The sequence below is a fragment of the Ruegeria sp. P10 genome (genome assembly GCF_056534925.1).
Window position 1 is genome coordinate 1 of record NZ_JBQERJ010000004.1, and the last position, 22,078, is coordinate 22,078.

Here is a 22,078-nt window from a genome sequence, read left to right on the forward strand (position 1 = left end):
GTTTTGCCGCAGCGGCCGAAGCGCCGCACCCGGACGGCCCGCCGGGACCGAAGGCATCCTTGGCGATTGCCATGCCTCGGGCACGGCGATCATCGCCGAACTGGGTGCCGAGCATATGCGAACCGGCTGGCCGATCTGCTACACCTCAGCCGACAGTGTGTTTCAGATCGCAGCCCATGAAGAGAGTTTCGGACTGGACCGTTTGCTGGGTATGTGCCGCGCACTTGCACCGCGCTTGCACAAGATGAAAGTGGGCCGTGTCATTGCGCGCCCCTTTGTCGGCTCGCCAGAGGCGGGATTCGAACGGACTGCCAACCGCAAGGATTTCGCCATTCTGCCGCCCGCACCGGTTCTGACCAATTGGGTGCAGGATGCCGGGCGGAAGGTGCACGCGGTGGGCAAGATCGGCGACATCTTTTCCATGCAGGGTATCGACACGCTGCGCAAAGGGTCGGACGCTGAACTCATGCGGCACCTTTCAGAGCTGGTGGATGACGCCGAACAGGGCAGCCTGACTTTTGCCAACTTTGTTGAATTCGATAGTCTTTACGGCCACCGCCGCGATATCAGCGGTTATGCCCGAGCATTGGAATGGTTCGATCACGAGATCGGCAAGATTCTGGCCAGGCTGCGCCCCGACGACCTGTTGTTGTTGACCGCCGATCATGGCAATGATCCCAGCTGGACCGGGACAGATCACACACGTGAACAAGTGCCGGTTCTGATTTCCGGGTCGGGCACGGGGCAGATCGGCCAGGTAGACTTTGCCGATATTGCCGCCAGCATCGCCCACCACCTGAACATTCCGGCGCAAGGGCCGGGAAGGAACTTTCTATGAGCGTCGCCGATCTGCCGAAAATAGAACTGCACCTGCATCACGAAGGCGCCGCGCCACCGGCATTCATACGTCAGCTTGCGCATGAAAAACGAGTGGATCTGAGCGGTATCTTCAAGCCGGACGGATCCTATGATTTCCGCGATTTCGCGCATTTCCTGAATGTGTATGAAGCTGCTTGCGAAGTCCTGAAGACGCCCGAAGACTTCCGGCGGCTGACATTGGCCATTCTTGAAGAAAGCGCCAAAAACGGTGTCGTCTATTCTGAGACTTTTCTGAGCCCCGATTTTTGTGGCGGCGGCGACCTGCACGCCTGGCGGGACTATCTGAACGCCATTCAGGACGCGGCGGACGAGGCCGAGCGCAAGTTTGACATCACCCTGCGCGGCGTCATTACCTGTGTGCGCCATTTCGGCCCCGATCAAGCCAAGCGCAGCGCCTATTGCGCGGCAGAGACTGCGGGCGACTGGATCACCGGTTTTGGCATGGGTGGCAATGAATCCGTTGGCACTCAGGGCGATTTCAAATGGGCGTTTGACTGCGCGCGCGAGGCCGGCCTGCGGCTGACGACACATGCCGGTGAGTTTGGAGGCCCTCAAAGCGTGCGCGATGCCGTCCGCGATCTGGGGGTCGAGCGCATCGGGCACGGTGTTCGCGCCATCGAGGATCCGGACCTTGTTCGCGAATTGGTCGACCGGGACATCACTCTTGAGGTCTGTCCGGGATCGAATGTGGTTCTGGGGCTTTTCCCGGATTTTGCGACACATCCAATCGCGGCCCTGCGTGATGCGGGCGTGAAGGTCACCGTCTCAACGGATGACCCGCCGTTTTTTCACACGACCATGCGGCGGGAATATGAAATGCTGAACGCAGCTTTCGGCTGGGAGGCCGAAGATTTTGCGTCCCTGAACGAAACCGCCCTGGAAGCGGCCTTTTGCGATGACGCCACCCGTGCGCGGGTCAAGAAAAGACTGGAGAAAACATGAGCGAACATCTGACCATCGTCGATCACCCTCTGGTGCAACACAAACTGACGCTCATGCGGGACAAGGGCACCTCGACCGCCGTGTTCCGGCAGTTGCTGCGCGAAATAACGCTGCTGCTGGCCTATGAGGTCACGCGCGACATTCCCCTGACCACGCGTAATATCGAAACGCCGATGGAAGAGATGGATGCTCCCATACTGGCGGGCAAGAAAATGGCGCTGGTGTCGATCCTGCGTGCCGGAAACGGGATGCTGGATGGGGTGCTGGAGCTTGTTCCCTCTGCGCGTGTCGGCTTTGTCGGTCTGTATCGCGACGAAGAAACGCTGAAGCCCGTGCAGTATTACTTCAAGGCACCCGAGAGCCTGAAAGACCGTTTGGTTATCGCGGTGGATCCGATGCTGGCCACCGGCAACAGCTCGGCCGCGGCGATTGACCTGCTGAAAGAGGCGGGGGCGACGGATATCCGGTTTCTGTGCCTGTTGGCCGCGCCGGAAGGTGTGGCGCGTATGAAAGAGGCGCACCCGGATGTGCACATCGTCACTGCCGCATTGGACCGCGAGCTGAACTCGAAAGGCTATATCATGCCGGGTCTGGGTGACGCGGGCGACCGGATGTTCGGAACCAAGTAACCCGGCTTATTCACCGCATATGTTTTGTAGCCGGACCCAATCACGGTCCGGTAACACCTGTTCCAGTGTCCGGCCGGCCATGGGATCGGCCTCGATCAGACCCAGTACTGATTCACCGGTAATGTCCTGAGCATAGGCGTAAGGGGTAGAGGGCAGGGCGCTTTGCGAGAACATCGCCAGCAAGTCATCGTCCGGAAGGGAAGGTCGGGGCTGCGAAAGGACCTGTTCGGTATAGGTGTCGATGATCTCAGGTGTCAGTTCCCCGGTCGTCAACAGCCGAAAGGCCGAGGCCGCTCCGGTTCTGTCCAGCAGATCATCCAGCGGGTCGTTGAGCGCCGCCCGCGCGCGTTCTGCAATAACATAACCTGCTGCGACAGCAGGGTCTTCGTGGTCTTCAACCAGCGCCCGGTTCAACAGAACGGTGCCACCCGGCAAGCTGAGACTGTCCTGAACGCCGGCGGGCAGAATAATGATCTGCCGTACGCCCGTACGACTGGCCAACCGATCCAGTGACGCCTGCGCATCCACAGACGAGCAGGCCTGTCCCGAGACGCGCTCGATCCGACGCAGTATCGTGTCTCCGATTTCCTGTCGTTTGATTTCGGGCACGACCGAGACAACATGGTTTTGCAACGCACCGGGCAGCCAAAACAACAATACGGCCAGAACCGCGGCCACAACGCCTCCGACGCTCATCCAGCGCAAACGGCCGGGATGGGGGCGCGAACGTTCGATGGCATGTTGCAGCCGATCGATCGCTTCAAGCATCGTGGATTCGGATTCTCCCAGTTCCAGTGTCTCATCCGGATCACCGTCGGGGCAAAAAACAGCCGGAAAGACACCGGGGTTCTGTCTTTCAAGCGCCGCCAAAGACCAATGCGTCAAAGCCCTGTCATTGAAATCGGAGATGGTCAGGGTCGCCTTGCCAATCGATACCACAACTTCGCGCCGCTGTTCATCGGGCGAAGGGCGCCACAGACCGGTGGCTTCGATCCGCTGGTACTGTTTCAGGGCCGTCATCTGGTTGGGGTCTGCTCGAAATTGTTTTGCCGCAGCTTAGCATGGTGAAAACGCCGTGCGCAAACCTGTTGCGCAGGTATTCCGATTTGTGCTGGATACCCGTCAGGAAAAAGATCGCCGATCTTTGATCGCAACAAGGGCGCGAACATGCAGGCAGATACGACCACCTCTCCGGTGCTGGCTTCAGCCCTTATGGTAGCAGCAATGGCAATTATCGGCGTGATCGACAATGTTGTGATCCTGCTGGCCGAGACGGTCGGGCTGTGGCAGTTCCATTTTATGCGGGCATTGCTGATGCTGCCGCTGATTGTCGGGCTGTCCCTATTGGGGCTGGGCGGGCTGAGGCCGCAACGGTGGAGGGCGGTCATCTTACGCAGTCTTCTGATTACGACGGCCATGTTTTTCTATTTTGCATCGCTGTCGATGATGCCGATTGCGCAAGCTCTGGCAGGGTTGTTCACCTCGCCGATTTTCGTGCTGTTGATTTCGTCCATTGCGCTTGGGCAAAAGATCGGGCCGTGGCGCATTCTGGCTGTGTTGGTCGGTTTTTCGGGCACTCTTCTGGTTTTGCAGCCAAACCCTGTCGAATTTGACATGCGTTCGGTTTTTCCAGTTGCGGCAGGTTTTTTCTATGCCTTGAGTTCGATCATGACGCGGACATATTGCGCGCGTGAAAGCACGGTTGCGATGCTGGCTGCGATGGTCATTACCCTTGGGCTGTCGGGGGCCGTGGGCGCTGCCTTGTTCACGCTTGCACCCGTTGCCACGCTGGACGGGCCGGACGGCTTTGTTACACGGGGTTGGGTCTGGGAAGTGGGGCCCGCGCTGCAATGGATTGTTATTCAGGCGGTCGGGTCGACGATTGCGGTCTTCATGCTCATCAAAGCCTATCAGATAGGCGAGACCTCTTACGTGGCCGTGTTCGAGTACTCGGTGATGATTTTCGGGCCGCTCTTTGCATTCGTCGCACTGGGTCAGACCCTCGATTTGATGCAAGTGTCCGGGATTGTCCTGATCGCGACGGCAGGGGTTTTGCTGGGCTGGCGGGCCAGGCGGTCATCCACCCAGCAAGATTTTGCCTGACACGTACAATAGCGCTCTGCCAACGTTTTTTGCACGCTGCAACCTCAACAAGCAGGTTCATTTCAACGGAACAGGTGCAAATGGATTCGTATGATCCATTCATGCTGACCGTTTCGGAAATTGCACAAAAGCCTGTTTATTTCTTGCAAGTGTTTACCAAATCGCCCCGGAAATGCGCTGTGACGGCCCAAAATGGGCAAAAATATGTCTGAAATAAGACAGCCCCGATTTTTGATGTTAGCTGTTTGGCATAGTGAGTTTGTGCCAAAGGGGGTTAGGCACGTGTCTGAAGTTACGAGTATTTCTGTTTATCTTGATCAGTCGTCCGACACTGATCCAACCAGTTTGAACCATGCCGTGAACGCGCGCCGTGGTGGTTTTTTGAGCGGCACGAAGGTTGCGACAACCAGCGGGTGGAAACCTGTTGAGCGCATTGCAGTCGGCGATCTCGTCCGAACTCTGGATCACGGGTTCAAAGAGGTGCGCCGCATCTCGACCAGCGTCGTGGTCATTCCTGCCGAAGAGCGCCGTTCCGAGTATTTGCCGGTTTTCGTTCCGGCACGCGCCGCGTATAACGGGCGCCCCGTTTGGCTGATGCCCGAGCAGGGCATCGCTCTGAACCTGTCGCAGTTTGATGCCAATGTCAGCGGATGTTCCGTCGTATCCGCAAGACTGCTGAATGGCGTGGGTCGGCTTATGTCGCAGGCACCGGGATCGTCGTTCGAGGTCCGTTCCTTGTTTTTCGACGAAGATCAGGTGATCTTTATCGAGGGCGGCCTGCAAGCTTACTGCCCTTCCGGCCTGTTTAACATGCGCGGCAGGGTCAGCGGGGCTGGTTACGATGTCGCCGATGAAGAGACCGGCCCAAAGCTGGTCAACCTGATTGCAAGCAGGGGAGATATGTCAGCCCTTGCCAACCCATTGGGTGCCCTGCCTGCACCCATTCCGCAGGAACCGATATTTCCGATCCGTCCGCCCTCTGGGGTCAGGCGGCCGGGTCGACCGGGGCGTCCAAACGCGCCGGTGCTGTTTCTGCGGCCCGAATGGCAGATCTAACCAAACACTGACAAAAACGATGCAGGCGCGTGATCTCACGCGCCTGCGTCACTGATTCAGGCAGCCTTTGCTTCGGGGTTGAAACGCCCGTAGAAGGTTTGACCCTTTTCTGCCATCTCACGCAGCAGCGGAGGGCAGGCAAAGCGTTCGCCATATTTCTCGGCCAGCTGATCACATCTTTCGGCTGCGTAGGGCGTACCGATTATGTCGAGCCAGCTGAGCGGACCACCGGACCACGGCGCAAAGCCCCAGCCCAGAATGGCGCCCACGTCGCCTTCACGGATGTCTTCCAGAACACCCTCTTCCAGCGCGCGGACAGCTTCCAGAACCTGAGCAAACATCAGACGTTCCTGCACTTCGATCAGGTCAGGCTGGTCATCGGCAAGCGGATACTTGTCTTGCAGGCCCTTCCAGTATTCGACGCGCTTGCCCTTCTCGTCATAGTCGAAGAAACCGGCATTCGCCTTGCGGCCCAGGCGGCCCTGTTCTTCCATCCAGAAGATCAGATCGTCCGAGGGGCTTTCCGGATAGGCATTGCCCATGGCTGCCTTGGTCGCCCGAGCGATCTTGGCCCCCAGATCAATCGAGGTTTCATCGGTCAGTTGGATCGGACCAACCGGAAAGCCCAACTGACGCGCAGCGTTGTCGATCAGCACGGGGCTCACGCCTTCGGTGATCATCCGTGCGCCTTCGTTGATGTACGGAATGATGCAGCGATTGGCGTAGAAGAAGCGCGCATCGTTGACCACGATCGGCGTCTTGCGGATCTGGCGCACGTAGTCTAGCGCCTTGGCAACGGCGCGATCACCGGTTTCCTTGCCCTTTATGATCTCGACCAGCAACATCTTCTCGACCGGTGAGAAGAAGTGGATGCCGATGAATTGGTCGGGACGCACGCTTGCCTTGGCCAGATCGGTGATCGGCAGGGTCGAGGTGTTCGAGGCAAAGATGCAGTCCTCGGGGATGATTGCCTCGACCTTTTTGGTCATCTCGGCCTTTACGCCCATGTCTTCAAACACGGCTTCGATGATCAGGTCACACCCATTCAGATGGTCCAGATCCGGTGTCGACGTGATGCGGGCCAGCATGGCCTCTTTCTTTGCGGCCGTGACCTTGCCGCGCTTGATACCCTTGTCCAGATAGGTTTCGGTGTAAGCTTTGCCTTTGTCGGCCGCCTCTTGATCGCGGTCGACCAGAACGACTTCCATGCCAGCTTGGGCCGAAACCAGCGCGATACCGGCCCCCATCATCCCAGCGCCCAGAACGCCGATCTTCTTAACACGCTGATCGGGCACACCTTTCGGACGGACCGCGCCTTTTTCAAGCGCTTCCTTGTTGAGGAACAGTGACCGGATCATCGCCGACGAGGACGGGTTCATCAGAACGTTGGTGAACCAGCGGGCTTCAATTTTCAAAGCGGTGTCAAAGTCGACCAGCGCGCCTTCATAGATTGCGCTCAGAAGGGCTTTGGCCGCGGGGAAGGCGCCTTGCGTTTTCCCATGAACCATGGCGCTCGCGCCCACGAAGGTCATGAAACCGGCAGGGTGGTAGGGCGCACCACCGGGCATCTTGTAGCCCTTCGCGTCCCAGGGTTTCACCAGGTCGGCGTCCTTGGCATTCAGAACCCATTCCTTGGCCGCAGCGACCGGATCGTCGGCAACTGCGTCGATCAACTGCGCGCCCTTGGCCTTGGCCGGGTCCATCATCTTGCCTTCAAGCAGTACCGGGGCCGCCGCCATGGCGCCCACCATGCGGCTGTAACGGATGGTGCCGCCGCCGCCGGGGAAGATGCCCAGCAGGATTTCGGGCAGCCCGATCTTGGATTTTGGGTTGCTTGTCATGACGCGGTGATGGCAGGCCAGTGCGATCTCGGTCCCGATCCCGGCGCAGGTTCCGTTGATCGCGCAGGCGATGGGCTTGCCACCTTTCTTGGTCTTGGGGTCCATGCCCGCCAATTCCAGTTTGCGCAGGATGTGATGCCCGCCCATGACGAAATCAAACAACGCCTGCGCAGGTTCGTCCCCCGCTTCCTGACGGATAGTGGCCAATGTGTTCAGGTCCATTCCGCCGGCAAACGAGCCTTCCTTGCCCGAGGTAATGACAACACCTTTGATCTCGTCGTCGCTCAGGGCCTGATCAATCAGTTGGCTGACTTCTTGAAAAGCCTCGCGGGTCAGCACGTTCATGGATTTTCCCTGGGCGTCCCAGGTCACAAAGGCGACGCCGTCCGCGTCTTTGGTCAGAGTGAAATCAGTCATTGTCATCTCCAATCTGGTCAGCCGTCAGCGGGCTGCCGTCTTTCCGGGTGAAAGAGAATCCGTTTTCATCATCCTTCACCATCATGTCTATGTCGCTGTAATAGCCAGTCTCGGTCGGGGTCCGTGTGCCCACCACCAGAAAGGTCGCGGGCGCATCGGTCTTGTTCACAAGGTGGTGGCCATTGGCCTCACCAGCGGGCCAAGCGGCGCAGTCACCGGGCAGCATCTCATGCTCACCATCGTCATCGATCAGCACGCATTTGCCGCTGAGCATGATGGCAAACTCGTCCTGCTCCATATGGTAGTGGCGCAGCGACGAGAGGCCCTGAGGCTCCAGCCGCACGATGTTGACCCCGTATTGGGTCAACCCGCCCGCATCCCCGACGCGCTGCACGAAACGACCAGCGGTCGCCTCGGCCAGCTTGCCCGGATAGGACGAGCCCCCCTTGAACGGGATCTGAGAGAGATCCAGCTTGGGCATCAGACCCGCTCGATAATCGTTGCCGCACCCATGCCGGACGCAATGCAAAGCGTGGCCAGACCGGTTTCCTTGTCCTGACGCTCCAGTTCATCCAGCAAGGTGCCGATGATGATCGCACCGGTTGCGCCCAGCGGGTGACCCATCGCGATTGACCCGCCGTTGACGTTCACCATCGCCGGGTCGACATCAAACGCCTGTTGGAACCGCAGTACGACCGAGGCGAAGGCTTCGTTCACTTCGAACAGGTCCAGATCGCTGATCTTCATGCCGTTGTCGGCCAGAATTTTCTCGGTCACTGGAACTGGGCCGGTCAGCATGATGGTCGGGTCGGTACCGATTTTGGCGGTGGCCTTGATGCGGGCGCGCGGTTTCAGGCCGTATTTCTCGCCGAATTCCTTGTTGCCGATCAGCACGGCCGCAGCCCCATCCACGATGCCCGAGCTGTTGCCCGCATGGTGGATGTGATTGATCCGCTCAAGATGTGGGTATTTCAGCATCGCCACCTTGTCGAAGCCAGGCATCTGCTCGCCCATCATCTGGAAGGACGGGTTCAGCGCGCCAAGGCTTTGCATGTCGGTGCCTGGGCGCATGTACTCGTCGCGGTCCAGAATGGGCAGGCCGTTCTGGTCTTTCACTGTGATGATCGACTTTTCGAACCGGTTGTCGGCCCAAGCTTCGGCCGCGCGCTTTTGCGATTCAACCGCCAGAGCGTCTGCGTCATCGCGGCTGAACCCGTATTCTGTGGCAATGATGTCGGCCGAGATGCCCTGCGGCACAAAGTAGGTCTCCATCGCCAGAGAGGGGTCAACGGCAATCGCCGCCCCGTCGCTGCCCATGGGAACACGGCCCATCATCTCGACGCCACCGGCGATATAAGCGTCGCCCGCGCCGCCCTTGACCTGGTTTGCGGCCAGGTTCACGGCTTCCATCCCGCTCGCGCAGAAGCGGTTGATCGCCAGGCCGGGGATCGACTGGTCCAGATCCGAGGCCAGAACCGCCGAACGTGCCAGACAGCCGCCTTGCTCCATCACCTGCGTGACGTTGCCCCAGATCACGTCCTCGACGGCGTGGCCTTCCAGGTTGTTGCGTTCCTTCATCGCGTTCAGGGTCAGGGCGGACAGGCGTACCGAGGTTACCTCGTGCAGGCTGCCATCCTTGCGGCCCTTGCCGCGCGGGGTGCGCAGGGCGTCATAAATATAAGCTTCGGTCATGGGTCTTCTCCTCAAGCTCGATCCGACGGGTTGCCGGGCATCAGGTCATAGGGGTGTTTCCAGCCGGGCTGTTCGGACAGGCGAGTCAGCCAGGCGTCGATGTTGGGCCAGTCGGCACGGTCAAAGCCGAATGGTTCGGGGTAATACAGATAGCCGCAGCAGCTGAGATCGGCGTTGGTCACGCCGTCGCCGACGATCCAGTCACGGCCTTCCAGATGCGCGTTCAGCACCTGATAAGCGGCCTTCAGGCGGCCCTGGTTGAAGGCGATCACATCCGGGTTGCGATGCTGTTCGGGCAGAAAGTTGATCAGGAACCGGGTCAGGCCCGCCATCGAGCTAAGCTTGTGATTGTCCCACAGCACCCAGCGCAGGATGTCATAGTTCTCTTCCCGGTTTTTGCCTCCAAACTTGCCTGATTTTTCAGTCACATAGGCCTGAATGGCACCGGATTGGGAGGTTTGGAAATCGTCATCGACCATGAAGGGCGCTTCGCCCATCACGTTGATTTCCGAACGGAACTCGGGGCTTCGGGTGACGCCGTTGAAGAAATCGACAAAGACCGGTTCCCAATCGAGGCCAGACATTTCCAGCGCCAGAGCGGCCTTGTAGGAATTGCCGCTTTCTCCGAAGCAGTGCAGTTTTATGGTCATGCAATCGCCCCTCCCGTGGCGTTTAGTGCATCTTTCATCCTAGCTTGGCGGTTCTGGTGCCTAGCGCTTGCGCGCCTCCAACTCGGAATTGAAAAGACGCAATCGATGGGTAAGGTTGTCTTCATCAATGACGCTGTTGAAATTTTCGAACAGAAAAGACAGCGCTTCGCCTTCATCTAATCCTGCCTCACGGGCAAAAGCCCTGAGCTTTCGATAGCCGTCCTCGGTCATGGCGACCGGGAATCGGCGGGTCAGGCGAAATCGTTTTGGCATTGTATCTCCTCCGAAAACCGGCTCCGGGGCGGGGCCCCGGAACCGGAGAAAGATCAGAAGTTTGCAGCCTCCAGCGCCATGACCGTATCTGCGCCAGTTTGAATGCGCGACAGATGCAACGCCGTGGCGGGCAGACGGCGGGCCATGTAGAAGCGGCCGGTGTCGATCTTGGTCTCGTAGAACTCTTTGTCCGACGTGCCACTGTCCAGCGCTTCTTGTGCGGCCTTGGCCATACGGGCCCACATCAGGCCCAGGCAGACATGACCGAACATGTGCATGAAGTCATAGGAACCGGACAGCGCGTTGTTCGGATTTTTCATGCCTTCCTGCATGAAATACATACCAGCCGCCTGCAGATCCTTGGACGCAGCCTTCAGCGGTTCGATGAAGGCTTTGTCATAAGCCTCGTTCTGGCCTGAGTTTTCCTTGCAGAAGGTTTTGACCATGTCGAAGAAGGCCATGACGTGCTTACCGCCATCCTGCGCCAGTTTGCGGCCAACAAGGTCCAACGCCTGTACACCGTTGGCGCCTTCATAGATCATGGCGATCCGGGCATCGCGGGTGTATTGCGACATGCCCCATTCTTCGATGTAACCATGGCCCCCATAGACCTGCTGCGCCTGAACGGTCATGTCGTAGCCTTCGTCGGTTAGGAAGCCTTTGATGACCGGGGTCAGTAGCGAGATGAGCCCGTCCGCATCCTTGTCTCCTGCGCGGTGCGCCTTGTCGATCATGGTCGCGCCCCAAAGGATGAACGCGCGCGCGCCTTCGGTAAAGCTTTTCTGATCCATCAGGTTGCGACGGATATCAGGATGCACGATCAGAGGATCGGCCGGACCATCCGGATTTTTGACACCGGTCACATCGCGGCCCTGCAGGCGGTCTTTGGCGTATTCCAGAGCGTTCTGATACGCCGCTTCGGCCTGCGACAGGCCCTGCATACCCACACCCAGACGCGCTTCGTTCATCATGGTGAACATGGCGCGCATGCCCTTATGCTCTTCGCCCAGCAGCCAGCCGGTGGCTTCGTCATAGTTCATTACGCAGGTCGAGTTGCCGTGGATGCCCATTTTCTCTTCGATCTTGCCGACCGAGACGCCGTTGCGTTCGCCCAAAGAGCCGTCTTCGTTGACGATGAACTTGGGGACGATGAACAGCGATACGCCTTTGATACCCTCGGGGCCGCCCGGAATCTTCGCCAACACCAGATGGATGATGTTGTCGGCCATGTCGTGATCGCCAGCCGAGATAAAGATCTTCTGGCCCGAGATTTTGTAGCTGCCGTCGCCCTGCGGTTCCGCTTTGGTGCGCATCAGGCCCAGATCGGTGCCGCAATGCGGTTCGGTCAGGTTCATGGTACCGGTCCATTCACAGCTGACCATTTTGGGCAGGTACTTGTTCTTCTGCTCGTCCGTTCCGTGCGCCAGAATCGCCGAGGCCGCGCCGTGCGTCAGGCCCTGGTACATGGTGAAGGCCTGGTTAGAGCCCGAGAACATCTCACCCACAGCAGTGCCCAGCACATAGGGCATGTTTTGGCCGCCATACTCTTCCGGCATGTCGAGGCCAGTCCAGCCGCCTTCCTTCATCTGCTCGAAGGCTTCCTTGAACCCGGTCGGGGTGTACACAATACCGTTTTCCAACCGGCACCCTTCGGTGTCGCCAACCACGTTCAGCGGATGCAGAACATTGGTGGCAACTTTGCCAGCTTCTTCCAGAACCGCGCCGGTAAACTCGGCTTCCAGTTCGTTATAGCCGGGTATGTCCGACTGCGAGACATTCAGTACGTCGTGCAGGATGAACTGCATGTCTTTGGTTGGCGCGTTGTAAACGGGCATGTGAAGCTCCCTTAATTCATATGTCCGGATGACAGGTCGAGGTTACTCGGCTGCCTTCTTTTCCTGTTTCATCGAGGCGATGACTTTCTCGCCCCAGCGCAACTGCTCTTTCAGATCGTCGATGGCCTGCGTCAGCTCTTCGCGGCGCGCTTCCATGTCCTCCAGACGCTCGCACGCGATTTCATAGGTGCGGGTCATCTGTGTGACCTGCTGGTCGCCGACATGGTACAAATCCAGCAATTGCCGAATTTCTTCCAGGCTGAACCCAAATCGTTTGCCGCGCAGGATCAGTTTGAGCCGCGCCCGATCACGCTTGGTGAACAGACGTTTCTGGCCTTCACGGATCGGGAACAGAAGTTCCTTGGCCTCATAGAACCGCAAGGTGCGTGGCGTGACATTATAGGTCTCGCACATCTCACGGATGGTCATCACATCTTCGGTCATTCGTCATACTCTCGTCACTGGCGTCATGAGATATGAGTTGCGCAGTTGGTACGCGCTTTACAACACGAGAGTGACGTTTACGTAATCCAGACGCTGCGTCATTTCAAAGTTGACGTAACATCCGGTCACGTAAGCACGGTCTGACGCAATTTTCTTTCCGTAGCGTCATGCGGAATTTCCCGCCAAAGCTGTCGCAATTGCGGAAACACCGCGCATCTGCTTGCGCAGATTCAGGGTGATCAATTCGAATTTTCGGATTGGGGGCGGCTATCCCAAGGACTTGGCCGTCTGGTCGCGCAGACGCTTGAGCTCGTCCATGGCTTCGTCCAGTTGCTGGCGCTGCTGCTGAAGCTCGCTCATCTGGCGATCCGCCATCTCGACGAAGGTGGCCATTTGCGCCTCATTACCCTGATCTTCGTAGATCAATAGCCATTGGCGGATCTCTTCCAGGGGGAATCCGAACTTGCGGCCGCGCATGATCAGCTTCATCCGCGCGCATTCGCGCGGGCCGTAAAACCGAGACCGACCTTCACGGTCCGGTTGCAAAAGCTCGATGTATTCGTAATAGCGCAGAGTGCGCGGGGTCACGTCGAACTCGGCGCACATCTCTTTGAATGACAAACGGTTGTTGGACATTCCCGATCTCCTTGTCAGCAACCTAGGCGGTCCCGATCCCAAGCGCAACAGGTGGGCTTGCCCTTTGCGGAAACAGCGGCTCATAAAGGAGGGGCAGAGAACAGGACGCAAACCTATGGTCGACAAGACAGTTTTAGCCCGCCAGTTTATCGAGGCGATCCCCCATGCGCGGGCATTGAACCTCAAGCTCACGCAGATCGGCGAGGGCGAGGCAGAGATCACGTTGCCCTACAATGAGGCTCTGATCGGTGATCCGCGCACTGGGGTAATTCACGGTGGGGCGATTTCCACAATTCTGGACACGTGCTGCGGTGCTGCCGTGATGAGCCACCCGTCGGCCCCCGGCGGGACAGCCACGATTGATCTGCGCATTGACTACATGCGCGCGGCGACACCGGGTCAGACGGTGACTGCGCACGCCGTCTGCTATCACATCACGCGGAACGTGGCGTTTGTACGAGCGACGGCTATGGACCATGACAAAGACCTGCCGGTGGCCACGGCCTCGGGGTCCTTTACGGTTGAGGGGAAATAACATGGCAAGACCTCGTCCCGAACCAATGCAGGTGGTCAAGCAGCGACGCGATGCAGCGTTGCGAGCGCTGGTTGACGGCGTCCCGTATATCCGCTTTCTCAATATCAGCTTCGACCGGCGCGGGGACGAACTGACCGGTGTTCTGAACTTCGACGACAAGTTGATCGGCAACCCGTTTCTGCCTGCGATTCACGGCGGTGTAACCGCGGCATTCCTCGAAGTGACCGCCGTCATTACCCTCAGTTGGGAACATATGTTCCCACGTATCGAAAGTGGCGAGATCGACGGAGAGGCGATTGTGACCGACCCGAATATCCGCTTTCCCAAGACCATCGACTTTACTGTCGACTATCTGCGCTCGGGCCTTCCACGGGACGCATATGCACGGGCCTTCATCAGCAGATCCGGGCGGCGGTATGCCTCGGTCCGGGTCGAAGCCTGGCAGGATAACCATGCGAAACTGTTTGCGCAGGCTTCCGGACATTTCCTGATGCCGCAACCTCCCAGAGATAAGAGCTGACCGTGCAGGACACCTCGGCGCCCATCACGCACAGGCGGGTGCTGAAGATCGCGGTGCCCATTGTTCTGTCGAATGCCACCGTGCCGATACTGGGTGCGGTGGATACGGGCGTTGTCGGTCAGATGGGCGAGGCGGCCCCGATCGGGGCGGTCGGCATCGGGGCTGTGATCCTGTCTACAGTCTATTGGATCTTCGGTTTCCTGCGGATGGGCACGACCGGGATGGCGGCGCAGGCACGCGGGGCAGGCGATACCGTCGAAACCCGGGCGCTGCTGATGCGCGGCCTGATCCTGGGAGGCGCGGCAGGGCTGTTCTTTATCCTTGCGCAGGTGGCCGTGTTTGCGGGTGCGTTCGCGCTTTCCCCGGCAAGCCCCGAAGTCGAAGCCCTGACCCGATCCTATCTGGAAATCCGCATCTGGGGGGCGCCCGCCACCATCGCGTTATATGCCGTTACCGGCTGGCTGATCGCCGTCGAACGTACGCGCGGCGTGTTCATCCTTCAGGTCTGGATGAACGGGTTGAATATCGGTTTAGACCTGTGGTTCGTTTTGGGCCTTGGCTGGGGGGTCGAAGGGGTTGCCATTGCCACCCTTATTGCAGAATGGACCGGATTGGCTTTGGGGTTGTGGCTTTGCCGGGATGGGTTCGCAGATGGAATCTGGCGCGATTGGGCTCGGGTTTTCGATGCCGCCCGGCTGCGGCGTATGTTGCAGGTCAACGGTGATATCATGCTGCGCTCGGTTCTGTTGACCGGATCGTTCACGACATTCCTTTTTGTTGGCTCGGATCTGGGTGACGTGAATCTGGCGGCCAATCAAGTTTTGCTGCAATTTCTTGAAATCACCGCCTTTGCGCTTGATGGGTTTGCCTTTTCCGCCGAAGCGCTGGTCGGAGGCGCAGTCGGTGCCAGAGACAGGTATCAGGTGCGTCGCGCCTCTGTCATGGCCTCGCAATGGGGTGTCGGGGGGGCGCTGTTACTGGCGGCGGTTTTCTTCGCTGCCGGACCGGCACTGATCGACCTGATGTCAACTTCACCGCAGGTGCGTGAAGCCGGGCGCGAATACCTGTTCTGGGCCGCGATCGCCCCGGTGATCGGGGTGGCAAGCTGGATGTTCGACGGTATCTACATCGGCGCAACCTGGACCCGCGCCATGCGAAACGCGATGATTCAGTCGGTGGCGATCTATGTGGTCGCTTTGTTCATGCTGGTGCCTGTCTTCGGCAACCACGGCCTGTGGGCTGCGCTGATGGTTCTCAATATCGCGCGTGGTGTGACGATGGGCTGGCGCTATCCCAAGCTTGAGGCCCAGGTGGCCTAGAGCAACGTCAACAGGTTTTCCGGCGGACGCCCGATGGCGGCTTTGTCTCCGGCAATTGCAAGAGGGCGCTCGATCAGGATCGGGTTTTCGGCCATGGCACGGATCAGATCTTCGTCGGGCGAGGTTTTGGCCAGACCCAGTTCCTTGAACCGTTTTTCTCCTGTGCGCATCATTTCGATCGGCGACAGCCCAAGGGCGGATTGCGCAGCGCGCAACTCGTCGATTGACGGCGCGTCTTCCAGGTACTTTCGAACGCAGACCTGTGCACCGTTTTCTTCCAAAAGCGCCAGACCGGCGCGGGATTTGGAACAGCGGGGGTTGTGCCAGTATTCGATCACAGCCAATCCTCTCGTTTGCTGCCGACGGCTTGCGATACGGTGTCAAAACCGTCACGCGCCAGCAAGTCATCCAGCCCTTTGGCGATGTCGGCCGCCAGGGAAATGCCGCCATACACCATTGCGGTATAGAACTGCACGGCCGATGCCCCGGCACAGATCTTGGCATAGGCTTGCTCGGCAGTGCCGGTGCCGCCCACGCCGATCAGGGGGATATCCCCGTCCGTCAGTTTGCTCAGCCGAGCCAGTACGCGGGTCGACTTTTCAAACAGCGGGGCGCCCGACAAACCACCACTTTCGTCTTTCTGCGCGCTGCGCAACCCGTCGCGGGACAAGGTGGTGTTGGTGGCGATCACAGCGTCCACCCCGGTTTCGCGTGCGACCTCGGCGATGTCCTGCAATTCCGCCTCGGTGAGATCCGGAGCGATTTTCAGGAAGATCGGCAGCGGGCGCGGCAGCGCGTCACGTGTCTCGATCACACCGCTCAACAACGCGGTGAGAGCGGCTTTGCCCTGCAAATCCCGCAGCTTCTCCGTATTCGGGGATGACACGTTGACGGTTGCAAAATCCAGGTGTTCGGCACAATGGGCCAGCACTTTGACAAAATCGCCGGCACGGTCTTCGCTGTCCTTGTTGGCCCCCAGATTCAGGCCGATGACCGCGTCTTTGGGGCGGTCTGCCAGCCGTTTGGCCATCACCTCCATGCCTTCATTGTTGAAGCCAAAGCGGTTGATGGCTGCCTTGTCCTCGGTCAGGCGAAACAGGCGGGGTTTGGGGTTTCCCGGTTGCGGGCGCGGCGTGACCGCCCCGACCTCGACAAAACCGAACCCGGCGCGGGACAGCGGGGCCAAAACCTCACCATTCTTGTCGAACCCGGCGGCCAGCCCAACCGGGTTCGGCAAGGTCAGCCCGGCAACGACCGTTTTCAGGCGCGGCGTCGTTACCGGCCCGGGTGCAGGAGCAAGCCCTGACTTCAACGCCCTGATCGACATCCCGTGGGCGGTCTCGGGGTCCATGCGGTGCAGGGCGGCAAGGCCCAGTTTTTCTATCAGTTTCATCCGAATGTCGCCTTGGCTTCACCAGAACCGCATCGGATCAGGCGCGACGTTTCCACCGCCGCCTGACGGTGGATCACCGCCGCCTGATAGGCCGGGTCGGTGACCATTTCCAAAAATGCATGTGCCGTCGGATAGCGGGCAATGAAAACGGCATCCCACACCTCGTCCGCCGGGCCAATCAGGGTTGATTCAAACACCCCACGCCAGAGGATGCGCGCCCCGATACGTTCAATGATCGCAGCGGTTTCAGCCCCGTAGTTCTGATAGGCTTGCGCTCCGGTCAGGTCTGCATCCGCCAGTTCATGCGCGGGTGGGTACTGCGCCTTGGCCCGAAAGTTCACCAGGTTGAGCATTTCGATCGGCTTGTCCCGATCCAATGCCTTGAAGGCCTCGAACTGGTCGCGGTCCGGGTCAATATAGGATGTCATGACATATCCTTTGGGAACTGGTGCGCGGTGCCGTCAAACGGCAGAGGGCGTGACCAGACAACATCGCTCATCCGGATCTGGCGATAGAGATGCGGGAACAGGGCACCGCCGCGCGAGACCTCCCATTTCAGGTCGTCGCCCATCGCATCTGCGTCACAGGCCAGCAAAACCAGACCATCGACACCGGCAAAATGTTTGGCTGCGGTTTCAGCTGCTTGTTCAGCAGTTGAAAAGTGGACGAACCCGTCAGCGACGTCGATCGGAGCACCGTTCGAGGCACCTTGGTCCTGCAAGGTGGCCCACTCTTCGGCTCGGAAAATCTTGTAAATCAGCATACGGACCTGATGCCCCGCGCGGAAGATGGAATCAAGTCGGATTTCTTCTTTGACTCTCTGCCATCATGCGCGCACGATCACCACAAATAATAACTGGGAGTACGATAATGCAGACCCGAATTTTGACTTCAGTCGCGGTTCTGAGCCTGACCGCCGGAGTTGCGGCAGCCGACTACAAGTTGACAATTTTGCACACCAACGATTTTCATGCTCGTTTCGAGCCGATCAACAAATACGACAGCGGATGCGATGCGGAAGACAATGCCGAAGGGAAGTGCTTTGGTGGATCGGCGCGCCTGGTCACAGCCGTGAAAGACGCACGTGAACGTGCCGACAATTCGATTTTGGTGGATGGCGGCGATCAGTTTCAGGGGTCTCTTTTCTACACGTACTACAAGGGCAAGGTCGCTGCCGAGTTCATGAACAAGCTGGGCTATGATGCCATGACCGTGGGCAATCACGAGTTTGACGACGGCCCGGAAGTGTTGCGTGGCTTTATCGACGCGGTTGATTTCCCGGTCCTGATGTCCAATGCCGATATTCGCGACGAAGAACTTCTGACTGACCACATCAAGAAATCCACCGTGATCGAGGTGGGGGGCGAAAAGATTGGCCTGATCGGGCTGACGCCGATCGATACGCATGAACTTGCGTCGCCCGGTCCCAACGTGACCTTTTCAGACCCGGTGCCCGCGGTTCAGGCCGAGGTCGACAAGCTGACGGGCGAAGGCGTCAACAAGATCATCGTACTCAGCCATTCGGGCTATGGCGTCGATCAGCGTGTCGCGGCTGAGACAAGCGGCGTCGACGTGATCGTTGGCGGCCATTCGAACACCTATCTTTCGAATGCATCGGACAAGGCCGTGGGCCCTTATCCGACGGTGGTCAACGGTGTGCAGATCGTTCAAGCCTATGCCTACGGCAAGTTTCTGGGCGAACTGAACGTCACGTTTGATGATGACGGCAATGTGGTCGAAGCGGTTGGTGAACCCTTGATCATGGACAACACCGTGACCGAGGATCAGGCCGCATTGGATCGGATCGCGGAACTTGCTCAGCCTCTGGATGAAATCCGAAACAAGGTTGTCGCCAGCGCGGCCGAGGCCATCGAGGGGGATCGCTCTGTATGTCGCGTACAGGAATGCCAGATGGGCAATCTTGTTGCCGATGCGATGCTGGCGCGGGTTGCCGATCAGGGCGTTCAGATTGCCATCGCGAACTCGGGTGGTTTGCGAGCGTCTATCGACCCCGGAGACGTGACCATGGGCGAAGTGCTGACCGTGCTGCCGTTCCAGAACACGCTGTCCACTTTTGAGATCACCGGGCAGACCGTTATTGACGCGCTGGAAAACGGCGTAAGCCAGGTGGAAGAGGTCAAGGGCCGGTTCCCGCAAGTGGCAGGCCTGCGCTTTACCTGGGATCCCAGCGTAGCGCCGAACGAAGGGCGTATCATTGATGTGATGGTCGCTGAGGGTGATGGGTTCGTTCCGATCGACCCGAACAAAACCTACCTGGCCGTAACCAACAACTACGTCCGCAATGGCGGCGATGGGTATTCAATGTTCGAGGGCGACGACAAGAACGCCTATGACTTCGGTCCGGATCTTGCGGATGTAACCGCGGAATATCTGGCCGAAAACGCGCCGTACCAGCCTTATGTCGACGGACGCATCCAGCAGAAGTGACTCTGTTTTTGAAAAGAACAAAAGCCGCGTCACCATGATGCGGCTTTTCTTTTTTTGCTGATCAACTGAAATCGTATTCCGGCCAAAGTTCCGGGTCAAAGCCATCCAGCATCGGTTTGATCTGATCCGCGACCTCGCGCCAGCGTCCGATTGACTTGGTCGAGATCTTGTTGCGCACCTGATCCACGCTGGCCGTTCGCACCTGTCTGGTGTTCTTTTCGGGATGTACCATGGATTGGCACCACTCAATACCGCAAAACTCGGCAACGCGCTGGCTGTGGGTCAGGGGATCCGCCACCAGATCTTCATAGGGCATTGTCAGAATGCGGTTTCCGAACAGCTTATCCCAATGAGACATGTAACGGCGATACAGATTTGCGGTATGCGCGATCGCTTCAAGGTTGGATGTGTCGTTCATGCCATCTGCTAGGAACCGCTGGATCCATTTTGACAAACCGACATCGCGTGGATCCCGCAACATGTTGATGATCCGGGCATTCGGGAAGGCTGCAAGAATGAAGCCGACATTTTGATAGTTGTGCGGCATCTTGTCGACAAAGGCGATTGAATCCGCCGGAATCCCAGGCATCTGGTCCAGGTAGCTTTGGGCAATCGCCTTCGCGGCTTCTGAATCGAGCGACGTGCCAGACGAATAAAACTTGGCGGAAAGGTCGGTCATCAGCATTAGCTCGCCGCAACCGGCGATACCGGGCGCAGAGCTCAGCATCATCTCCATCAAAGTGGTTCCGGATCGCGGCTGACCGATAACAAAAATTGGTACCGGCATACTGTTTTGCTCTGCACTGACCCCAGGCGACCCTTCAGGGAACAGGTTCAGAATATCGGATATTTTGTTCTCTTCGATTTCGGGGTCGTAGGGCAGAATACTCTGTTGGATTGCGTTTGCCTTTGCAAATTGCGGCAACGCCTTGGCCAAGCCTTCGCTTTTTTCGATCAGATGTGCTTTGGCAAACTCGAGCTCTTGCAATGGTTGATCTGTCTGAGCGATGGCCTCGTTCAACGCAGGGATCATCTGCGGCACGTTTTCCGGTGCGGTCAATATTGCGGATTGCAACAGGGCATTCGGGTTGTGGGGATCGGTTTCCAGTATGTTTTGCAGAACTTTGATCGCTTGGGCTCTGTCACCGGCCTGATGCAGATTGATGGCCGTTTGCAATGCAATCGTTGTGTTCTTTGGTGCCAACTCGTACGCGCGTTGGATATCCCGCGTGCTTTCTTCGACAAAACCGATGCTTTGGAAGGCGCGGGCACGCTTTGAAAGCAATTCCGCGTTGTCCGGATCTGACGCCAGTTTGTGTGTTGTGAACTGGATGATGGATCGCCAGTTTTCCCCTTGGCGCTGAATTTCGTCGATGACTCTGGTGAGTTCCCGATTGTTTGGAAATCGTTCAATCTTTTTCTCTGCGTAGGTCAATGCCTGCACAATTTGCCCTGTTTGCATCAAGGCGTTAGCCAGATTCTCGGCAAATTGTGGATCATCGGGCTTCATCCGCGAGGCTTCAATGAAATGCGGAATGGATTTCCTGTACTGCTTCATTTCGGTCAAAACGAAACCGGCGATGGCTTGGTAGTCAGCGTCCTTTGGGAATTTCTTGATACCCAGCTGGGCCTTTTTCAGCGCCTGTGGCAGCTTGCCCGCATCCAAAAGGGCCATTGCTTTGCTCTTGAGGGATTGCGTTATTTGGTTTTCCGTATGACCCCGTAAGATCCTGTGCCAGTATCAATGTAGCATCGGTGGTTCATTACCCATGTGCGGACGGTTTGCAATAACTCTTCCCAATGACGCGATGGCGCAGCTGTTTTCCGCGCGCCCGGCGAACGCATTGCCAACCGTGCCGAACTTCAATGTTTGTCCGACAAATCAGGTGCATGTGGTTCGGGGTGGTGACTCAGGTCGGCGTCTGGATGCGCTGCGCTGGGGGTTCTTGCCACATTGGTACAAGACGGAAACCGCCGGGCCTTTGCTGATCAACGCCCGTGCCGAGACTTTGGCGGAAAAGCCTGCCTTTCGCGATGCCTGCCGGTCGCGTCGCTGTCTGATTGTCGCAACAGGGTTCTACGAATGGACCAAGACGGACGAGGGAAAGCGCTTGCCCTGGTACATCCATCGCAGGGACGGCGCCCCCACTGCCTTTGCGGGGATCTGGCAGGACTGGGGGGTGGATGAAAACCGTCAGAGCACCTGTGCCATCGTGACGACGGCGGCCAACGAAAACCTTGGCACCATCCATCACCGGATGCCCCTGATCCTCGAACCCGAGCATTGGTCATTGTGGTTGGGAGAAGCGGGAAAGGGCGCTGCTCGTCTGATGCAGCCGGGGGCAGAGGATGTGCTGACGTTTCATCGCGTTGATCCGGTTGTGAACTCGAACCGGGCCAGCGGGCTTGATCTGATCAAGCCTTTGCACGAGTGAGGGCGTGCGGTCTTTTCTTTGCAAACGCGGC

General features: G+C 58.3%; 24 protein-coding genes. 10 read left to right on the top strand and 14 right to left on the bottom strand.

What is annotated here, in order from left to right; genetic code table 11:
* The 3 genes from ACR0FB_RS07880 to upp form a co-directional block, all read left to right on the top strand.
* Window positions 1-838: phosphopentomutase (locus tag ACR0FB_RS07880; RefSeq protein WP_480894542.1), on the top strand; the 838-nt coding region annotated here is incomplete at its 5' end.
* Window positions 835-1,821 (top strand): adenosine deaminase, encoded by a 987-nt coding sequence (locus ACR0FB_RS07885; protein WP_480618945.1) that lies wholly within the window; start codon window positions 835-837, stop codon window positions 1,819-1,821. The genes ACR0FB_RS07880 and ACR0FB_RS07885, both read left to right, overlap by 4 nt.
* Entirely contained in the window at window positions 1,818-2,450 is a 633-nt protein-coding gene (gene upp / locus ACR0FB_RS07890; protein WP_171633718.1) for a uracil phosphoribosyltransferase, read from the top strand. Before ACR0FB_RS07885 ends, upp begins: the two co-directional genes overlap by 4 nt.
* 6 nt (window positions 2,451-2,456) lie before the next feature.
* On the opposite strand, the gene ACR0FB_RS07895 is transcribed toward upp, so the two are convergent.
* Complete coding sequence (locus ACR0FB_RS07895; RefSeq protein ID WP_480618947.1) at window positions 2,457-3,470, bottom strand: hypothetical protein; 1,014 nt, start codon at window positions 3,468-3,470, stop codon at window positions 2,457-2,459.
* 147 nt (window positions 3,471-3,617) lie between these two features.
* On the opposite strand from ACR0FB_RS07895, the gene ACR0FB_RS07900 reads away from it, so the two are divergent.
* Window positions 3,618-4,553: a DMT family transporter gene (locus ACR0FB_RS07900; RefSeq protein ID WP_171723610.1), complete on the top strand. Its 936-nt coding sequence runs from the start codon at window positions 3,618-3,620 to the stop codon at window positions 4,551-4,553.
* Window positions 4,554-4,835: 282 nt separating this feature from the next.
* Window positions 4,836-5,609: a Hint domain-containing protein gene (locus ACR0FB_RS07905; RefSeq protein ID WP_480489723.1), complete on the top strand. Its 774-nt coding sequence runs from the start codon at window positions 4,836-4,838 to the stop codon at window positions 5,607-5,609.
* 56 nt (window positions 5,610-5,665) lie between these two features.
* Here the strand turns inward: ACR0FB_RS07905 and ACR0FB_RS07910 are convergent, their stop codons facing one another.
* From ACR0FB_RS07910 to ACR0FB_RS07945, 8 genes are all read right to left on the bottom strand, one after another.
* Entirely contained in the window at window positions 5,666-7,867 is a 2,202-nt protein-coding gene (locus ACR0FB_RS07910) for a 3-hydroxyacyl-CoA dehydrogenase NAD-binding domain-containing protein (protein WP_480618949.1), read from the bottom strand.
* Window positions 7,860-8,348, bottom strand: coding sequence for a cupin domain-containing protein (locus tag ACR0FB_RS07915; protein ID WP_152457419.1), 489 nt, complete (start codon window positions 8,346-8,348; stop codon window positions 7,860-7,862). The genes ACR0FB_RS07910 and ACR0FB_RS07915 overlap by 8 nt, the downstream gene beginning before the upstream one ends.
* A complete protein-coding gene (locus ACR0FB_RS07920) occupies window positions 8,348-9,559 on the bottom strand; it encodes an acetyl-CoA C-acetyltransferase (protein ID WP_480618951.1) in 1,212 nt (403 codons plus the stop codon). Before ACR0FB_RS07920 ends, ACR0FB_RS07915 begins: the two co-directional genes overlap by 1 nt.
* 11 nt (window positions 9,560-9,570) lie before the next feature.
* On the bottom strand, window positions 9,571-10,209 hold the full coding sequence (locus ACR0FB_RS07925; protein ID WP_171723608.1) for a glutathione S-transferase family protein: 639 nt from the start codon (window positions 10,207-10,209) through the stop codon (window positions 9,571-9,573).
* Window positions 10,210-10,269: 60 nt separating this feature from the next.
* Complete coding sequence (locus tag ACR0FB_RS07930) at window positions 10,270-10,482, bottom strand: hypothetical protein (protein ID WP_152457422.1); 213 nt, start codon at window positions 10,480-10,482, stop codon at window positions 10,270-10,272.
* Window positions 10,483-10,535: 53 nt separating this feature from the next.
* Window positions 10,536-12,317, bottom strand: coding sequence for an acyl-CoA dehydrogenase C-terminal domain-containing protein (locus tag ACR0FB_RS07935; protein ID WP_171723607.1), 1,782 nt, complete (start codon window positions 12,315-12,317; stop codon window positions 10,536-10,538).
* Window positions 12,318-12,359: 42 nt separating this feature from the next.
* A complete protein-coding gene (locus ACR0FB_RS07940; protein WP_480618953.1) occupies window positions 12,360-12,761 on the bottom strand; it encodes a MerR family transcriptional regulator in 402 nt (133 codons plus the stop codon).
* Window positions 12,762-13,028: 267 nt separating this feature from the next.
* Window positions 13,029-13,397 (bottom strand): MerR family transcriptional regulator, encoded by a 369-nt coding sequence (locus ACR0FB_RS07945; protein ID WP_117869541.1) that lies wholly within the window; start codon window positions 13,395-13,397, stop codon window positions 13,029-13,031.
* A 115-nt stretch (window positions 13,398-13,512) separates the two neighbouring features.
* Between ACR0FB_RS07945 and ACR0FB_RS07950 the strand changes: the two genes are divergently transcribed.
* Genes ACR0FB_RS07950 through ACR0FB_RS07960 form a run of 3 tightly spaced genes read left to right on the top strand, consistent with a single transcriptional unit; the run spans window position 13,513 to window position 15,771 of the window.
* Window positions 13,513-13,932 carry a PaaI family thioesterase gene (locus ACR0FB_RS07950; RefSeq protein ID WP_480618955.1) on the top strand — a complete coding sequence of 140 codons (420 nt, stop codon included), beginning with the start codon at window positions 13,513-13,515 and terminating at the stop codon, window positions 13,930-13,932.
* 1 nt (window position 13,933) lies between these two features.
* The gene (locus ACR0FB_RS07955) at window positions 13,934-14,452 is read left to right on the top strand and encodes a PaaI family thioesterase (protein WP_152457427.1); all 519 of its coding nucleotides are present in this window, start codon (window positions 13,934-13,936) and stop codon (window positions 14,450-14,452) included.
* A 2-nt stretch (window positions 14,453-14,454) separates the two neighbouring features.
* Complete coding sequence (locus tag ACR0FB_RS07960; protein ID WP_209547132.1) at window positions 14,455-15,771, top strand: MATE family efflux transporter; 1,317 nt, start codon at window positions 14,455-14,457, stop codon at window positions 15,769-15,771.
* On the opposite strand, the gene arsC is transcribed toward ACR0FB_RS07960, so the two are convergent.
* Genes arsC through ACR0FB_RS07980 form a run of 4 tightly spaced genes read right to left on the bottom strand, consistent with a single transcriptional unit; the run spans window position 15,768 to window position 17,927 of the window.
* Window positions 15,768-16,109 carry an arsenate reductase (glutaredoxin) gene (gene arsC, locus ACR0FB_RS07965; protein WP_152457429.1) on the bottom strand — a complete coding sequence of 114 codons (342 nt, stop codon included), beginning with the start codon at window positions 16,107-16,109 and terminating at the stop codon, window positions 15,768-15,770. The two genes, ACR0FB_RS07960 and arsC, sit on opposite strands and share 4 nt — an antisense overlap.
* Window positions 16,106-17,164 carry a quinone-dependent dihydroorotate dehydrogenase gene (locus ACR0FB_RS07970; protein WP_480618957.1) on the bottom strand — a complete coding sequence of 353 codons (1,059 nt, stop codon included), beginning with the start codon at window positions 17,162-17,164 and terminating at the stop codon, window positions 16,106-16,108. The genes arsC and ACR0FB_RS07970 overlap by 4 nt, the downstream gene beginning before the upstream one ends.
* Complete coding sequence (locus ACR0FB_RS07975; RefSeq protein WP_480618959.1) at window positions 17,161-17,592, bottom strand: DUF1330 domain-containing protein; 432 nt, start codon at window positions 17,590-17,592, stop codon at window positions 17,161-17,163. Before ACR0FB_RS07975 ends, ACR0FB_RS07970 begins: the two co-directional genes overlap by 4 nt.
* Window positions 17,589-17,927, bottom strand: a complete 339-nt coding sequence (locus ACR0FB_RS07980; protein ID WP_152457432.1) for a DUF952 domain-containing protein — start codon at window positions 17,925-17,927, stop codon at window positions 17,589-17,591. The genes ACR0FB_RS07975 and ACR0FB_RS07980 overlap by 4 nt, the downstream gene beginning before the upstream one ends.
* A 107-nt stretch (window positions 17,928-18,034) precedes the next feature.
* On the opposite strand from ACR0FB_RS07980, the gene ACR0FB_RS07985 reads away from it, so the two are divergent.
* On the top strand, window positions 18,035-19,612 hold the full coding sequence (locus ACR0FB_RS07985) for a bifunctional metallophosphatase/5'-nucleotidase (protein WP_480487043.1): 1,578 nt from the start codon (window positions 18,035-18,037) through the stop codon (window positions 19,610-19,612).
* A 61-nt stretch (window positions 19,613-19,673) separates the two neighbouring features.
* Here the strand turns inward: ACR0FB_RS07985 and ACR0FB_RS07990 are convergent, their stop codons facing one another.
* Window positions 19,674-21,287 carry a tetratricopeptide repeat-containing sulfotransferase family protein gene (locus ACR0FB_RS07990; RefSeq protein ID WP_245223376.1) on the bottom strand — a complete coding sequence of 538 codons (1,614 nt, stop codon included), beginning with the start codon at window positions 21,285-21,287 and terminating at the stop codon, window positions 19,674-19,676.
* A 94-nt stretch (window positions 21,288-21,381) separates the two neighbouring features.
* Between ACR0FB_RS07990 and ACR0FB_RS07995 the strand changes: the two genes are divergently transcribed.
* Window positions 21,382-22,047 carry an SOS response-associated peptidase gene (locus ACR0FB_RS07995; protein ID WP_480618961.1) on the top strand — a complete coding sequence of 222 codons (666 nt, stop codon included), beginning with the start codon at window positions 21,382-21,384 and terminating at the stop codon, window positions 22,045-22,047.
* The last annotated feature ends 31 nt before the right edge of the window (window positions 22,048-22,078 follow it).

Bases quoted from the DNA above. Each gene is read 5' to 3' on its own strand.
- ACR0FB_RS07975 (WP_480618959.1), bottom strand. From the start codon at position 17,592: ATGACATCCTATATTGACCCGGACCGCGACCAGTTCGAGGCCTTCAAG.
- ACR0FB_RS07950 (WP_480618955.1), top strand. From the start codon at position 13,513: ATGGTCGACAAGACAGTTTTAGCCCGCCAGTTTATCGAGGCGATCCCC.
- ACR0FB_RS07930 (WP_152457422.1), bottom strand. From the start codon at position 10,482: ATGCCAAAACGATTTCGCCTGACCCGCCGATTCCCGGTCGCCATGACC.
- ACR0FB_RS07915 (WP_152457419.1), bottom strand. From the start codon at position 8,348: ATGCCCAAGCTGGATCTCTCTCAGATCCCGTTCAAGGGGGGCTCGTCC.
- ACR0FB_RS07995 (WP_480618961.1), top strand. From the start codon at position 21,382: ATGTGCGGACGGTTTGCAATAACTCTTCCCAATGACGCGATGGCGCAG.
- ACR0FB_RS07955 (WP_152457427.1), top strand. From the start codon at position 13,934: ATGGCAAGACCTCGTCCCGAACCAATGCAGGTGGTCAAGCAGCGACGC.
- ACR0FB_RS07970 (WP_480618957.1), bottom strand. From the start codon at position 17,164: ATGAAACTGATAGAAAAACTGGGCCTTGCCGCCCTGCACCGCATGGAC.
- ACR0FB_RS07900 (WP_171723610.1), top strand. From the start codon at position 3,618: ATGCAGGCAGATACGACCACCTCTCCGGTGCTGGCTTCAGCCCTTATG.
- ACR0FB_RS07935 (WP_171723607.1), bottom strand. From the start codon at position 12,317: ATGCCCGTTTACAACGCGCCAACCAAAGACATGCAGTTCATCCTGCAC.
- ACR0FB_RS07985 (WP_480487043.1), top strand. From the start codon at position 18,035: ATGCAGACCCGAATTTTGACTTCAGTCGCGGTTCTGAGCCTGACCGCC.
- ACR0FB_RS07920 (WP_480618951.1), bottom strand. From the start codon at position 9,559: ATGACCGAAGCTTATATTTATGACGCCCTGCGCACCCCGCGCGGCAAG.
- ACR0FB_RS07910 (WP_480618949.1), bottom strand. From the start codon at position 7,867: ATGACTGATTTCACTCTGACCAAAGACGCGGACGGCGTCGCCTTTGTG.
- ACR0FB_RS07980 (WP_152457432.1), bottom strand. From the start codon at position 17,927: ATGCTGATTTACAAGATTTTCCGAGCCGAAGAGTGGGCCACCTTGCAG.
- ACR0FB_RS07925 (WP_171723608.1), bottom strand. From the start codon at position 10,209: ATGACCATAAAACTGCACTGCTTCGGAGAAAGCGGCAATTCCTACAAG.
- upp (WP_171633718.1), top strand. From the start codon at position 1,818: ATGAGCGAACATCTGACCATCGTCGATCACCCTCTGGTGCAACACAAA.
- ACR0FB_RS07895 (WP_480618947.1), bottom strand. From the start codon at position 3,470: ATGACGGCCCTGAAACAGTACCAGCGGATCGAAGCCACCGGTCTGTGG.
- ACR0FB_RS07940 (WP_480618953.1), bottom strand. From the start codon at position 12,761: ATGACCGAAGATGTGATGACCATCCGTGAGATGTGCGAGACCTATAAT.
- ACR0FB_RS07990 (WP_245223376.1), bottom strand. From the start codon at position 21,287: ATGGCCCTTTTGGATGCGGGCAAGCTGCCACAGGCGCTGAAAAAGGCC.
- ACR0FB_RS07945 (WP_117869541.1), bottom strand. From the start codon at position 13,397: ATGTCCAACAACCGTTTGTCATTCAAAGAGATGTGCGCCGAGTTCGAC.
- ACR0FB_RS07885 (WP_480618945.1), top strand. From the start codon at position 835: ATGAGCGTCGCCGATCTGCCGAAAATAGAACTGCACCTGCATCACGAA.